The 14068-nt window shown below is 27.3% G+C and carries 16 protein-coding genes; 15 read left to right on the top strand and 1 reads right to left on the bottom strand.

Annotation, left to right across the window (positions count from 1 at the left end):
• Window positions 1-296 precede the first annotated feature (296 nt).
• Window positions 297-1376, top strand: coding sequence for a glutamine-hydrolyzing carbamoyl-phosphate synthase small subunit (gene carA, locus QZ306_RS00595; protein WP_295159618.1), 1080 nt, complete (start codon window positions 297-299; stop codon window positions 1374-1376).
• On the top strand, window positions 1369-4560 hold the full coding sequence (gene carB, locus QZ306_RS00600; protein ID WP_295159621.1) for a carbamoyl-phosphate synthase large subunit: 3192 nt from the start codon (window positions 1369-1371) through the stop codon (window positions 4558-4560). The genes carA and carB overlap by 8 nt, the downstream gene beginning before the upstream one ends.
• 65 nt (window positions 4561-4625) lie before the next feature.
• On the opposite strand, the gene aroF is transcribed toward carB, so the two are convergent.
• Window positions 4626-5669, bottom strand: a complete 1044-nt coding sequence (gene aroF / locus QZ306_RS00605) for a 3-deoxy-7-phosphoheptulonate synthase (RefSeq protein WP_295159623.1) — start codon at window positions 5667-5669, stop codon at window positions 4626-4628.
• A gap of 697 nt (window positions 5670-6366) precedes the next feature.
• Between aroF and QZ306_RS00610 the strand changes: the two genes are divergently transcribed.
• The 13 genes from QZ306_RS00610 (at window position 6367) to QZ306_RS00670 (ending at window position 14036) form a co-directional block, all read left to right on the top strand.
• On the top strand, window positions 6367-7068 hold the full coding sequence (locus tag QZ306_RS00610; RefSeq protein ID WP_295159626.1) for a hypothetical protein: 702 nt from the start codon (window positions 6367-6369) through the stop codon (window positions 7066-7068).
• 12 nt (window positions 7069-7080) lie between these two features.
• Window positions 7081-7263 (top strand): hypothetical protein, encoded by a 183-nt coding sequence (locus QZ306_RS00615; protein ID WP_295159629.1) that lies wholly within the window; start codon window positions 7081-7083, stop codon window positions 7261-7263.
• Window positions 7229-7681 (top strand): hypothetical protein, encoded by a 453-nt coding sequence (locus QZ306_RS00620; RefSeq protein ID WP_363322634.1) that lies wholly within the window; start codon window positions 7229-7231, stop codon window positions 7679-7681. Before QZ306_RS00615 ends, QZ306_RS00620 begins: the two co-directional genes overlap by 35 nt.
• A complete protein-coding gene (locus QZ306_RS00625; RefSeq protein WP_295159632.1) occupies window positions 7678-8061 on the top strand; it encodes a hypothetical protein in 384 nt (127 codons plus the stop codon). The genes QZ306_RS00620 and QZ306_RS00625 overlap by 4 nt, the downstream gene beginning before the upstream one ends.
• 9 nt (window positions 8062-8070) lie before the next feature.
• Window positions 8071-8247, top strand: coding sequence for a hypothetical protein (locus QZ306_RS00630; RefSeq protein ID WP_295159634.1), 177 nt, complete (start codon window positions 8071-8073; stop codon window positions 8245-8247).
• Between the two features lie 71 nt (window positions 8248-8318).
• Window positions 8319-8507, top strand: a complete 189-nt coding sequence (locus QZ306_RS00635; protein ID WP_295159637.1) for a hypothetical protein — start codon at window positions 8319-8321, stop codon at window positions 8505-8507.
• Between the two features lies 1 nt (window position 8508).
• A complete protein-coding gene (locus QZ306_RS00640; protein WP_295159639.1) occupies window positions 8509-8823 on the top strand; it encodes a hypothetical protein in 315 nt (104 codons plus the stop codon).
• A gap of 42 nt (window positions 8824-8865) precedes the next feature.
• Window positions 8866-9087, top strand: coding sequence for a hypothetical protein (locus tag QZ306_RS00645; RefSeq protein WP_295159641.1), 222 nt, complete (start codon window positions 8866-8868; stop codon window positions 9085-9087).
• Window positions 9084-9251, top strand: coding sequence for a group-specific protein (locus tag QZ306_RS00650; protein ID WP_295159644.1), 168 nt, complete (start codon window positions 9084-9086; stop codon window positions 9249-9251). The genes QZ306_RS00645 and QZ306_RS00650 overlap by 4 nt, the downstream gene beginning before the upstream one ends.
• 72 nt (window positions 9252-9323) lie before the next feature.
• Window positions 9324-10250, top strand: a complete 927-nt coding sequence (locus tag QZ306_RS00655) for a site-specific integrase (protein ID WP_295159647.1) — start codon at window positions 9324-9326, stop codon at window positions 10248-10250.
• A gap of 192 nt (window positions 10251-10442) precedes the next feature.
• Window positions 10443-10640 (top strand): hypothetical protein, encoded by a 198-nt coding sequence (locus QZ306_RS00660; RefSeq protein ID WP_295159651.1) that lies wholly within the window; start codon window positions 10443-10445, stop codon window positions 10638-10640.
• Window positions 10633-11628 carry an ATP-binding protein gene (locus QZ306_RS00665; protein ID WP_295159654.1) on the top strand — a complete coding sequence of 332 codons (996 nt, stop codon included), beginning with the start codon at window positions 10633-10635 and terminating at the stop codon, window positions 11626-11628. Before QZ306_RS00660 ends, QZ306_RS00665 begins: the two co-directional genes overlap by 8 nt.
• Before the next feature lie 2 nt (window positions 11629-11630).
• Window positions 11631-14036 carry a S8 family peptidase gene (locus QZ306_RS00670; RefSeq protein WP_295159657.1) on the top strand — a complete coding sequence of 802 codons (2406 nt, stop codon included), beginning with the start codon at window positions 11631-11633 and terminating at the stop codon, window positions 14034-14036.
• Window positions 14037-14068: the final 32 nt, after the last annotated feature.

A 14068-nucleotide genomic window follows, 5' to 3' on the forward strand; every position in this document is an offset into this window, starting at 1 on the left:
TTACTGTAACTTTATCTTTATACTAAAATATTAATTTTATAAAAAATAATAATATTTCTTATAAAATTAAAGATTAAGATAAAAAAATATTGTAAAATAAATTATTATATGTTATAGTATGATAAAAAATTGAGAAATATATTATGATTTTAAAAAAGCTTAAAATAAAACAGATTCTGCAAATAATGCAGTTTTTGATAATTTAAAAAGATTGGGGATTAATTTTTTATTGATTTCCAATCTTTTTTATTTCAAGCAAAATATAAAAAATTAGAATAATTTAGGAAGGTGGAATTTTGAAAAGATATTTAATACTTGAAGATGAAAGCCACTATGAAGGCACAGGTTTCGGATCCGATAATTTCAGAATTGGAGAATTGGTATTTAATACATCTATGACGGGTTATCAGGAAATACTCTCTGATTTATCATACTGCGGACAAATAACCGTTATGACATATCCGCTTATTGGAAATTACGGAATAAACAGAGATGATTTTGAAAGTTTAAATCCAGCCATATTCGGGCTTATAGTTAAAGAGGCTTGTAAAAATCCGAATAACTTTAGGAATGTTGAAACTATAGATGAGTTTTTGAAATTAAAAAATATACCTGCTATAGAAAATATAGACACTAGAGCCATAACAAAAAAAATAAGAGAGATTGGTACTCTCAAAGCAGTAATGAGCGATACTATAGACAATAAAGATGATATAGTAAAAATGCTTAAAGAAACGCCTTATATGAATGATCATGTAAAAACGGTATCTACCAAAAATGCTTTTCCTATACCAAACAGAGGAAAAAAAGTTGTATTAATTGATTTCGGGGCAAAACTTGGAATAATAAGAGAACTCAGCAAAAGAAACTGCGATTTAATAGTCGTGCCTTATAACACCGATTTTAAAACTATAATGAGTTTAAATCCTGACGGTATAATGCTTTCAAACGGACCTGGAAATCCTAAAGATGTAAAAGAGTCAATAAATACAATAAAAGAACTTATAGGCAAAGTACCTATATTCGGTATATGCTTGGGACATCAGCTTATAAGCTTAGCATTAGGAGCCGACACTGTAAAACTAAAATTCGGACATAGAGGAGGCAATCACCCTGTTAAAGATTTAGAAACTGGAAAAATAAGCATAACAAGTCAAAATCACAGCTATGCGGTAGAAACGGATAGCTTAGTCAATACTGATTTGATTATGACTCATATATCTTTAAATGACAAAAGCTGCGAAGGTGTCAAGCATAAAAAATATCCTGTATTTTCAGTTCAGTATCACCCCGAATCCAATCCCGGACCAGAAGATACTAAATATTTATTTGACAAGTTTATTAATATGATGAATGAAGGGGTTAAAAATGCCTAAAAGAAATGATATAAAAAAAATATTGGTAATAGGTTCTGGACCAATAGTCATAGGTCAGGCGGCTGAATTTGATTATGCAGGCACTCAGGCATGTCAGTCTTTAAAAGAAGAAGGCTATGAAGTTATACTTATAAATTCAAATCCTGCAACCATAATGACCGATACCGCTGTAGCGGACAAAGTTTATATTGAACCTATTAATTTAGACTTTGCTAAAAGAATAATATATAAAGAAAGACCAGATGCTGTATTGGGCTCTCTTGGAGGACAGACGGGGCTCAATTTGGTAGTTGAGCTTGCCGAAAGCGGAATATTAGATGAATATAATGTTGAAGTTTTGGGAACAGATTTGAATGCCATAAACTGCGCAGAAGACAGAGAACTTTTTAAAAAATTGATGAATGATATTAATGAACCTGTACCTAACAGTGTTATTGTTCATAGCGTGGAGGAGGCAATTGAGTTTGCAAATGAAATAGGCTATCATTTAGTTGTGCGTCCTGCATATACTTTAGGAGGTACGGGAGGAGGATTTGCTTCTAATGAAAAAGAGCTGATTAAAATATGCGAAACTGGATTAAAAATAAGTCCTGTGCATGAATGTTTGGTTGAAAAAAGCATCGCAGGATATAAAGAGATAGAATATGAGGTTATAAGAGATAATAATGATAATGCTGTTGTTGTATGCAATATGGAAAATATAGATCCTGTAGGAATACATACGGGAGACAGCATAGTAACGGCACCTTGTCAGACATTAAGCGATACTGAAAATCAAATGCTTAGAAATGCAAGTCTTAAAATAATAAGGGCTTTAAAAATCTGCGGCGGATGCAATGTACAGCTTGCACTTGACCCTGATAGCTTTAAATATTATATAATAGAAGTTAATCCCAGAGTATCTCGTTCAAGCGCTTTGGCAAGCAAGGCTACAGGATATCCTATTGCTAAAATAAGTGCTAAAATAGCAGTAGGTATGACTTTAGATGAAATACTCAATCCTATTACAAAAAAAAGTTATGCATGCTTTGAGCCTTCAATTGACTATATAGTCACAAAATTTCCAAGACTTCCTTTTGATAAATTTCCTAATGCAGACAGACAATTAGGAACTCAGATGAAAGCTACAGGCGAAGTTATGAGTATAGGGCGCAATTTTGAAGAATCATTTTTAAAAGCCGTGCGTTCTCTTGAAATAAAATGCGATCATATAACACATAAAGATGTATCTAAATATAATACTGAAAAGTTATGGGAGTGTATAAAATTAAGAGACGATTTGAGAATATTTATTATAGCAGAGCTTTTAAGACGAAAAGAAAATATTGAGGATATAATAGATATTACGCATATAGACAGATTCTTTTTGGATAAAATAAAAAATATAATAGAATTAGAAGAAAAGCTATATAGAAATAAAACAGACATTGATATTTTAAGAGAATGCAAGGAGAGAGGATTTTCAGACAGCTATATATCAAAAATTTGGGATATTGAAGAGATTGATTTGTATAGATTAAGACATAAAAATAATATTATACCAATATATAAAATGGTGGATACATGTGCGGGAGAATTTGAAAGTAAGACGCCTTATTTCTATTCTACCTATGAGAAAGAAAATGAATCTTTAAAAAGCGAAAAAGAAAGCATAATAGTATTAGGTTCAGGTCCCATAAGGATAGGTCAGGGAGTAGAATTTGATTACTCTACTGTTCATTCGGTTATGACTATAAGAGAGGCAGGATATGAGGCTATAGTTATAAATAATAATCCAGAAACAGTATCAACAGATTTTTCCATATCAGACAAACTTTATTTTGAGCCTTTAACTATAGAAGATGTTATGCATATAGTAGAATTAGAAAAACCGAGAGGAGTTATAGTACAGTTCGGAGGACAGACTGCTATTAACTTAGCTGAAAAACTTGTTATGCATGGGGTTAATATACTAGGCACTTCATTAGAAAATATAAATAAGGCTGAAGACAGACATGAATTTGAGGAAACTCTGAAAAAACTTGATATACCTCAGCCTAAAGGAAAAACTGCATTTACTTCCGATGAAGCTGTGATAATAGCCAAAGATATAGGCTACCCTGTTTTAGTGCGTCCCAGTTATGTGCTTGGAGGACGTGCTATGGAAATAGTTGATAATGACGCATCTCTGAGAGTTTATATGGAAACAGCTGTAAAAGAAATAAGCAATAAGGCACCCATATTGATTGATAAATATATCATAGGAAAAGAAATAGAAATAGATGCTATTGCAGACCATGAAAATAATGTATTTATTGCAGGAATTATGGAGCATATAGAAAGAGCGGGCATTCATTCGGGGGATTCTATAAGCGTATATCCAACTCAAACTATTTCTAATAAGGTAAAAGATACCATCATTGATTATACAAATAAAATAGGTAAAGGATTTAATTTTATAGGGCTTTATAATATACAGTTTATAGTTGATAAAAATGAAGATGTTTATGTGCTTGAGGTTAATCCGAGAAGCAGCAGAACCGTACCTTTTTTAAGCAAGATAACTAATGTTCCAATGGCAAATGTAGCTACTATGTGCATACTTGGAAAATCTTTAAAAGAACAGGGATACAATAATTTGTATAAAAAAGAATCTGATAAAGTATTTGTTAAGGCTCCCGTATTTTCTTTCGCTAAATTGGGAAAAGTTGATACTATACTAGGGCCTGAGATGAAAAGTACAGGAGAAGCTTTAGGATTTGATATTAATTTTGAAAAGGCATTATATAAAGCATTAATAGCAAGCGGCGTAAAAATACCTCTTCAAGGAAATATTATTTTCACAATAGCAGATAATCATAAATCTGAGGCTTTAGATTTAGCGAAGAGATTTTCAAATATAGGATACGGAATATATGCCACAAAAGGAACAGCTAATTTCTTAAGAAAAGAAGGGCTTTATGTTAAAGAAATTTCAAAAATTTATGAGGAAGGACTAGAAAATATAATAGATATTATAAGACTAGGCAAAGTTGATTATGTTATAAATACAATAGAAACTAATAATCAAACTAATTCAGACAGTTTAGAATTAAGAAGGGCTTCAGCCGAAAATAATATATCATGCCTTACTTCATTAGATACGGCTTATGCACTGCTTAGGGTTATTGAATCTATGAACTTCAGCATAATGCCTATTGCCTGATTATAATTAATAAAAGATGAACAGATTCATTTTTCTATTCATCTTTTTTTTAATTTAAAATTATATTATTCAGTATAAATCTTTCCGTTATGTTTTTCTTTTATTTTTTGAATGGTATCAGTCATCATATTTAAGCTTTCCATAATATCAGAAAATACATCTGGCTTCACAGACTGCGCTCCGTCGCATAAGGCATGTTCTGGATCATTATGAACTTCTATTATCATACCGTCAGCTCCCGCTGAAAGAGCAGACAAGCTAAGAGGAAGAACCATCCAAGATTTACCGCTGGCATGAGAAGGATCTCCTATAACGGGAAGATGACTTAAACGCTTTATAACGGGTATTGACCCTACATCAAAAGTGTTTCTGGTATAAGTTTCAAATGTTCTTATTCCCCTTTCGCATAATACTACATTTTCATTGCCCTGATTAAGTATATATTCCGCACTCATAAGAAGTTCTTCTATTGTGCTTGATAATCCTCTTTTTAGGAGAACTGGTTTTTTTAACTTTCCGACCTCTTTTAAAAGCTCAAAGTTCTGCATGTTTCTTGCACCTATTTGAATCATATCAACAGTATTTTCAAACTCCTCTAAATGTCTTACAGATACTATCTCGCTGACTATAGGAATGTCTGCCTCCTCTCTGGCAAGCTTTAATATTTTCAGTCCGTCAAGAGCCAGACCCTGAAAAGCATAAGGAGAGGTTCTGGGCTTGAAGGCTCCGCCTCTAAGTATGGAGGCACCTGCGGATTTTACGCTTTTAGCAATATTGATAACCTGATCCTCGCTTTCAACTGAACAGGGACCTGCGATAATTACAGGCTTTCCATCCCCTATTTTTACGCCATTAACATCTACAACAGTATCTTCTTTTTTGAAAGCCCTGTTTGCTCTCTTAAAAGGCTCCTGAACTTTTAATACTTTGGATACTCCAGGAAGAGAGGAGATTAATTCTCTGTCTATCTTTGAAGTATTTCCAACTATGCCTATTACAGTACAATCAATTCCGACTATTTTATTAGTGCCGAGACCAGCTTCAATAAGTCTGTCTGTTATATTATTTATATATTCCTCTTTAGTATTTTGTTTCATTACAATTATCATAATAATTATCTCCTTAAATATTAAGTTAATTTATTGTTTCATTGGTAATTAAAAAATTAATTTATATTATGCTTATAGTTTTTAATTTAAAAAAATAGAATATAACGGCGTATTAAACGCCAAAGAAACTAAACAAGAAAAAGTTATTTATTTTAAAAAAGATATTATATTTCATACAGAATCATTATATATATAAATCGTTAAAAGTCAATAAAAAAAATTATTTATTAGATATTTAAAAGCCTTAATAAATTAAAGCTAGTCTGATGCTATTAGTCAGAAGCATAGCGGTAATACGGTTCAGACAATAATCAAATAATAATTTTAACGAATTTCAAAAGAGTATGGAAAGCGGTACAAGTTTCAAAATTTTCACTAATCGACATAATAAAAAATCCAGTATGTGTTAATCGCATACTGGATTTTAAACAAAATCATTTTTTTAAAATCTCGAAAATAAAAGCAGATAAAAAGTTTTTTTATAACTTTTTTAATATAAATCTGAGCATATCTTTTAACTACTTCTCAGTTAAAAAAATACTAAATCTATACAATAAAAATTTATCATTCGGGCAGTTCTTTGCTTTAATAATTTTATCACTGCAAAAGAAGGAGGAATATAAAAAAATAATTATGGATGGGACAGTTTTATGATAGTACGGAAATTGACTTATAAAAAATATTATGGGGTGAAAAAATGGCAGAGTTGGAAAAGTTTATAATACTTTACGGGAAGATAGATTATCCTGCGGATTTGTTAACTATTCCTTTTGAAGTTCTTGAATACAGCAACAGATTAGGATTAAGTGCAAGCGAGTTTAAATTTATATGCTGGATATTTCATTTAACAAATATAAATATAGAAAATATAAAAGACAGATATATGACTAGCAAAAAAACTAATTTTGTAAGACAGAGAAAAAGTTTAATTGCAAAAGGTTATTTAAAAATAAAAATAGCTACAGAATACAAAGATAAAAAAGTTATAAGAAAGGGACTTGCCTATGACTTTGCCAATCTTAAAAATAAAATAGAAGAGCTGAAAGAAGAGGATAAAAGACTTCAAAATCTTGAAGCTCCTGTTACTGCGATATATGATGAACCTAGCTTGTTTAATGAAGATGTAGATGATAATCCGATTTATCCTGCAAAACTTTTAACAGATGATAAAGAGATAAAAGAGATAAAACTTCAAAATGAGTTTTTAGAAAAGTTCAAAAAATTGTATGAAGAATTATTGTTTGAGAAATTAGACTACTCGGCAAGAGCTCCTTATAAAATGCATTTAATAAATATCTTCAAAAACAGAGTAAATAATAATATTGATAATGCATTAGAAATTATAAAAAATGCCTTCTATAAATTACCTGTAAATAAAAAATATGATATGAAACTTTAAGACTTAGTAAAAATGGCTTTATGCCAAAAAAATGAAAGTCCAAAAAATAACATCAATAAAGAAAATAAAATACAGGAAGAAAATAAAAAATATCAAATCCCCAGCGGTCTTGATAAATTAAATTATTTATTAAATGAATTAGAGAAAGGAGGAAACATAAATGAAGCGTATGCTAAAATTGCAGACTGCGGATAGCAAATACTGTCTTCAAAGCTATAAAAAGCATTTAGAAAAACTGAAGAAAACAGCAAGTGAGGGAAAAGATCCGCACTGCACAAAATGCGATGAATACGGATTTGTAAAAACTACTAATTCAGAAATATTTTCTTCTAGAAAAAATCTAGTGCCTATTATGTGTCACTGCGTAAGCGATGAGAAAAGCAAAATAGAAAGAAAAATTGAAGCGCTTGAAAAAATAATAAAAAAATACAATGATGTGTTTGACGGCTTAGACTGCTGTATTACATTAGATATTTTTGCATACAGATTTAATAAAAGAACGCTTACTATAAGCAAAAAAGAAGATATACCTACAAATGTATTTTTAACTATGATAGATAAAGCAATAATGAAAAAACGAGAATTAGAAAATATGAGAGGCAATAAAGAATGAGAGAGTTAAACTTTATAGAAGATAACGGCTTATTCGGTATAACTTTTAAGTCAGATGATAAAAATGAAGCTAGTACTGTTATGAATGCTATACAGAGGTTTATATCAAAAAATAGCTGTAATGAAATAAAGGGAGAGATACAAATACAAAAAGAAATTGATAAAATAGAAAATAAATCTTTTGAAGAAACATTAAAAGAAAACAATGAGATAATATCTTTCAGAGAAGATGAAGAACAGTCTAATTATAGAATAGATGAGGAGAATGAAGAAGATCCATTAAGTTCAGGTGTAGATGAAGATAATATAAACAGATGGGACTTTGATACAGACGGTGATAAAGCAGATGAAGACGGTAATAAATTTCTTTTTGATGATTGAGGTTTATAAATGAAAGATATTATAATATTTGATAATACAAAAGAAAATCAAAATATTGGAAAAATCAAAGGCAGCTATGATGATATTTTAATAGGATATACAACGCTTATATGTCAAACAGCTATAAAGAGTAAGAAAAAAACCTTAAGATGTTGTTTTGGATATATTGTATACAATCAGAAATAATAAAGAAAGTTTATACAAGTTTATGAAAAAGAAAAATAAAAAGTCTTTAGAAACTGATGAAGGATTTAAATATGATTTGTAATATATGCAAAAAAAATTTTGATGAATTGCCAGAAACAACTATTCAAATTGAGTATAAAACTAAAGATGGAAAAGAAGGAAAAACAAAAGAAAAAGAATTAAATATATGTGAAGATTGTATTTTAGAAATAGCAAAGTCTGGAGTTCCTACAACAATTAAGTTTGAAGATGAGGTATGAAATGAATATTAATAAATATACTTTTAAAGAAAAGAGATTAATATCTAAAACATTCTGTAAATTATTTTTTACTTATGGAAAAGATATTGCTGTTCTAAGTTATAAGAAAGATAAAAGTATAATATTTGCTTTTACTGTTAGTAATTTTTATCCTAATAGCAAAAGCAGAGATTTTAATATAGCTTATGAAAGAGAGAAAAAGAGATTTTGTTTATATTCAAAATCATCTAAAAAACTATGTTCAAATAATAACTTAAATGAAATTATATTTTATATAAATAAAATACAAAGAAAAAAAGTTAATAATAATGATTAAAGCGTTATTAATTATAATGATGTAAATGATGAGTTCAGAAGAATGAATGATATTTTAGGTGTATTAAAATATAAATATAAAAATATTAATGTTAGTTATAAAAAAGTAATACCAAAGGCACGCACCAATAGGTGCCTACTTGGCAGCAGCGAAAATAAAAATGAACTGTTTGTAACTATTAATAATGAAAGATTAGAGTGTAATCATAGTTTAGAGTTTTATATGCAGACAGTAGGAAATATATTGAATAAGGTTATAAAATGATAGTTTATCAAATAGGTTCTATAATTTTTACAATATTCGGATTGATGTCCATTTGTATAAGTATCACATCAAAAAATGAAATCGCTAAGGCTTTTTATTTACTTTGTTTCTTTTTATCAAATATTGCTGCTTTGCTTTGTGATATAGTAATAAAATTAAATTAGGAGTTATAAAAGTTTATATTCTTTTTTATATAGTATAGACAAAAGTCTTTTATTATATTTTAAGGTATAAACATGGCTTCTAAAAAAAATAATAAATTAATAATACAAAATAGTAATATAATAAGCCAAGAGCAAGCAGAAATTCTTTACAAACAAGCTAACTATTTAAATATACTTGACTATATGAAAGAAGAGCAGCTTATAAAGACAATAGATTATGAGAGAGAGAAAGAAAACTTTTTTAAGCAATGTTCAAAAACAAAAAGCAGTCACACAAAAAGACAATATAAAAATGGACTTAAAAAACTAGAAGAATACTGCACTATGAATAATAAGAATATTTTATTTATTAAAGCCAGAGAAGCTGATGATTTTATAACAGAAGTTAATTCAAGCGAGCTTTCTAATTTAAGCATACGCGCTTTAGTTTCTTCCTGTTCATCTTTTTTTTCATTTTTAGAAAGGAGATATCCTTTTATGAAAAATCCTTTTCGAGGTACAAAAACTCGTCCGCCTGTGAAAAATAAAAAAAGACTTGAAGTACCTACTAAAAAAGAAATTGAATTAATAATAAAAGATATATCTGATCCGTTGGTAAAGATGTCCATCATTTTTATAATGGAATGCGGTGTGCGTGTCGGAGCTTTATCTAAACTAGAAATAAGAAATAATAAATATTATTCATATTCGAAAGGCAAGGAAATAAGCTGGAAAGTTACTGATAAAACTATTAGAGAATTAAAAAGATATAAATTAAATATGGTACATCCATTTATAAATAAAAGCTCTGAAGTTATTAGAAATGTATTTTATAGAAGTTCAAAGCGTTTATATGAACAAGGCAAAATAAAAGCTGCTTATTCAATTCATGATATAAGGCATTATTTTGCAGTAACTTTATATAAAAAAACAAAAGATATAGAACTTATCAGACAGGCATTAAATCATAGCAGTATAGCTATAACAGGAATATACTTAAAAAGTTTGGAGGTAGAATAATATTCTATAGTTGCGATAATTCTTGTTATAGTTTGATTGTTCATATTTTTTTATCCTATTTTTTGATAAGTATTATTATAACTATATATATTTTAATTGTCAACCTTATTCATACATCTTTTATTGAATAAAGTGGACTTTTTCAAATAAATGCTATATACTATAATTATATCAAATAAAAAGGATATCTTTATGCCAAGAGGTGGAGCTAGAAAAGGAGCTGGTAGGAAAATACAAGGTCGTGAAAAGGCTGACATAAGAGTTATGTTTAGACTCACCAAAGAAACGTATAATCTTATTAATACTTATGCTCAGAAAGAAAATTTAAGTGTTGGGCAGTACGTGCGAAATTTTACTATAAGAAATATTAAGAAGGTACATAATGAATAATACAGATATAATAAAAGATATTATTATATCATATAAAGAACGTGATGATAATAAATTTATAAATACGGTAAATAGATATATAGAAAAAGAAAAATTAAAAAAACATAATTCTGTAGTAAAAGAATTGGAACAATTATTAAACAATAAAAGTTTTGTAACAGAAAAAAGATTTAAAGAAACTGTTCCAATTCCAAGAGATTCAGAAAAAGGTTTTCAATTATTAGAAATTAAAAATTATGATTATTCTTTAGATGATTTAAAAGTAGAAAAAAATATTATGAATCAGCTATTACAAATAATATCAGAATTCAAATATTCAGATGTACTTGCAACTTATAATATGTCATATAAAAATAAAATACTATTATGTGGTCCTCCAGGTACAGGTAAAACTTTTACTGCTCAAATTATTAGTTCAGTTTTAAACATTCCATTAGTATATATAAGATTTGATACAATAATATCTTCTTATTTAGGAGAAACAGCAAATAATCTAAAAAAAGTATTTGATTTTTTGGAAAGTGATGTTTGGATTGTACTATTTGATGAATTTGATATTATTGCTAAAAATAGAGATGATTCACATGAACATGGAGAAATAAAAAGGGTTGTTAATAATTTTCTTCAAATGATGGATAATTTTAGTGGAGATAGTATTATATTTGCTGCTACAAATCACCAACAATTATTAGATCCAGCTATATGGAGAAGGTTTGATGATATAATTTATTATGATTTACCTAATGATAAAACTAGAAGAGAGCTATTTGATAAATATATAAAAATTATAAAAAGAAAAGATAATATTAATATGGAAGAATTAGTAAAAAAATCTAAAGGACTTTCAGCATCCGATATCAAAATGATAGTTACAGAAGCTATAAAAATATCAGTAATTAATTCCAAAGATGAAATAGATAACAATACTATTAACTTATCATTGAATAAATTTTTAAAGAGAAATAAAATTAGAAATGGTAAAAAATAATTATGAAAAAAGAAGAATATGAACATATAAAAATAGAAGCTACAAATTATATATTTGATAGAGATAAACATACTTTCGGAAAAGAAAAAATTGTGCGAACATCTACTGAAAAAAAATCTTTTTCAGAATCAAACATAAAAAATATAGAAAATATTATTTCTAATGCAAAATCTATAAAGGAATTAATGAATTACAATGATAATAATTTAATTTTTTGTATTCATTTAAAAAAAGATGCTTATTTAAAATCAATAGAAGAAGATTTAAATAATAGAGATATAGATATAATATCATCATATAAAAATAGCACAGGAATACAGATAATAGTAATAAATAAATCAAATTTAGATAAATTAAAAAAATATATAATTTCATATGGAAATGAAATAAATAAATATGATAATATCAATTACATAGATAGCATTGTTCCAATAACAAAAGAAGAAAAATTAGGTCATAGTCTAAAAGAAAAAAAATTAATTAATTATGAATATGTAAATATAGAACTATGGTTAGATAAATATTCCCAAGATGAGTTCAATGAAAAAATAACTATTATTAAAAATAACATTAAGGATAAAAATTGTAGAATTTCTGATAGTTTTTTATGCAAATCATTTGCAATTTTAAGAGCATATATTAATAATGATACATTAGAAAAGATTATAGATTTTCCTTATATAGCTTTTATGGATAGACCTAATTATTCATATATAAATATACACGAATACAATAATAATGTAGATATACAAAAACTTAATATAGAAGAACCACCTTATAATGCTACAGGAATATTGATTATAGATTCTGGTATAGTTTCTAATCATCCACTATTGGAAAAATGTGTAGGTGATGAAAATAATTTTCAAAATAATGAAAAAGAAGAAATGGACAAAGCTGGACATGGAACTTCTGTAGCAGGTTGTGTTGCTTATGGAGATGTAAAAGAATGTATAGAAAATAAATGTTTTATACCTTCAAATTATGTGTTTTCTGCTAAAGTTATGTATTCAGAAAAAGATTTTCATGGAAAATTACATGCTAAATATGATCCAGAAAAATTACTAGAACATCAATTTTATGATGCTATGGAATATTTCCTAAATAATAATTCAAATAATATAAAATGTGTAAATATATCCATAGGAGATAGTGATGATAGTGATATTAAATCTAAACAATTTCCTTTAGCTGCTTTAATTGATGAATTAGCATTAAAATATAATAAAACTGTTTTTGTTATATCTTCTGGAAATAAAGATCCTAGAGAAATATATGATTCTATAAGTGATATAAAAAATAATTATCCTAAATATTTACTAGAAAGTAATTTTAAAGTAATTAATCCTGCTACATCAGCATTGTCTATAACTGTTGGTTCAATATCAAATGACATAACTATACATAAAAATGGATATAATGATCATGTAGCTGAAAAAATAAAAGATCCGATAGCGACAAAAAATCATCCTTCTATATTTTCAAGAACTGGTGATCCAATAAACGATACTATTAAACCAGAATTAGTGGATTATGGAGGTAATATGATTCTATATTATGAAAATGGTCGTATACGTGAGGACATAGGAGGTAAATTAATATTATTAAATAATAATCTTGATAAATTATTTAAATATGATTATGGTACTAGTTTTGCAGCAGCAAAAGTATCTCATATAGTTGGAAAAATAGCTAATAAATTTCCAAATGCATCTTCTAATTTTATAAGAAATATATTATTGTCTGGAGCTGATTATCCTGATTTTTATACTGATGAAAAAGATTTAATTGGTAATTTTAAAAAAATCATTGGTTATGGATTACCTAATTACGAAAGAAGTATTAATTCATACAATAATCGGGTTTTATTATATGATGAAAGTTCTATAAAAATAGATAACTTTAAAATTTATACTATTAATGTACCAGATATATTTTTTAATACAAAAGGAAATAAAAAAATTATTATTACACTTACTTACAATCCAGAAACTAGAAAAACTCGTTTAGAATATTTTTCAAATAAAATGAAATGTTATTTATATCATTCTATAGATTCTAAAATAATATTTGAAAAGATGAGAAAAAAAGAAAAAAAGAATGGAGAAATAAATAATGATATTGAAGAAATAAATAATGGTATTAATAAATATGAAATAAAAATAAATAATAAAACTAAAATAAGTAATGGATGTAACCAAAAATATGTTATAGAATATACTGATAGAAAAAAGAACATTCCATCTTCTCCTATTCATATAGTACTTTTAAATGAAAATAAATGGTTGAAAGATATTGAGTTTGAACAAGATTATTGCATATCTATAATATTTGAACATCAAGAAGAGATAGATTTATATAATCAAATAAAACTTCAAAATAGAGTTAGAACTAAAATTAAATATTAAAATTGTTGCGATAACACCAATTATCGCAACAC

It is taken from the genome of uncultured Brachyspira sp., assembly GCF_910588665.1.
Taxonomy (GTDB): domain Bacteria; phylum Spirochaetota; class Brachyspiria; order Brachyspirales; family Brachyspiraceae; genus Brachyspira.

Excerpts from the sequence above, each read along its gene's own strand:
- carB (WP_295159621.1), top strand. The coding sequence starts at position 1,369 with ATGCCTAAAAGAAATGATATAAAAAAAATATTGGTAATAGGTTCTGGA.
- aroF (WP_295159623.1), bottom strand. The coding sequence starts at position 5,669 with ATGATAATTGTAATGAAACAAAATACTAAAGAGGAATATATAAATAAT.
- QZ306_RS00610 (WP_295159626.1), top strand. The coding sequence starts at position 6,367 with ATGGCAGAGTTGGAAAAGTTTATAATACTTTACGGGAAGATAGATTAT.
- QZ306_RS00615 (WP_295159629.1), top strand. The coding sequence starts at position 7,081 with ATGGCTTTATGCCAAAAAAATGAAAGTCCAAAAAATAACATCAATAAA.
- QZ306_RS00620 (WP_363322634.1), top strand. The coding sequence starts at position 7,229 with ATGAAGCGTATGCTAAAATTGCAGACTGCGGATAGCAAATACTGTCTT.
- QZ306_RS00625 (WP_295159632.1), top strand. The coding sequence starts at position 7,678 with ATGAGAGAGTTAAACTTTATAGAAGATAACGGCTTATTCGGTATAACT.
- QZ306_RS00630 (WP_295159634.1), top strand. The coding sequence starts at position 8,071 with ATGAAAGATATTATAATATTTGATAATACAAAAGAAAATCAAAATATT.
- QZ306_RS00635 (WP_295159637.1), top strand. The coding sequence starts at position 8,319 with ATGATTTGTAATATATGCAAAAAAAATTTTGATGAATTGCCAGAAACA.
- QZ306_RS00640 (WP_295159639.1), top strand. The coding sequence starts at position 8,509 with ATGAATATTAATAAATATACTTTTAAAGAAAAGAGATTAATATCTAAA.
- QZ306_RS00645 (WP_295159641.1), top strand. The coding sequence starts at position 8,866 with ATGAATGATATTTTAGGTGTATTAAAATATAAATATAAAAATATTAAT.
- QZ306_RS00650 (WP_295159644.1), top strand. The coding sequence starts at position 9,084 with ATGATAGTTTATCAAATAGGTTCTATAATTTTTACAATATTCGGATTG.
- QZ306_RS00655 (WP_295159647.1), top strand. The coding sequence starts at position 9,324 with ATGGCTTCTAAAAAAAATAATAAATTAATAATACAAAATAGTAATATA.
- QZ306_RS00660 (WP_295159651.1), top strand. The coding sequence starts at position 10,443 with ATGCCAAGAGGTGGAGCTAGAAAAGGAGCTGGTAGGAAAATACAAGGT.
- QZ306_RS00665 (WP_295159654.1), top strand. The coding sequence starts at position 10,633 with ATGAATAATACAGATATAATAAAAGATATTATTATATCATATAAAGAA.
- QZ306_RS00670 (WP_295159657.1), top strand. The coding sequence starts at position 11,631 with ATGAAAAAAGAAGAATATGAACATATAAAAATAGAAGCTACAAATTAT.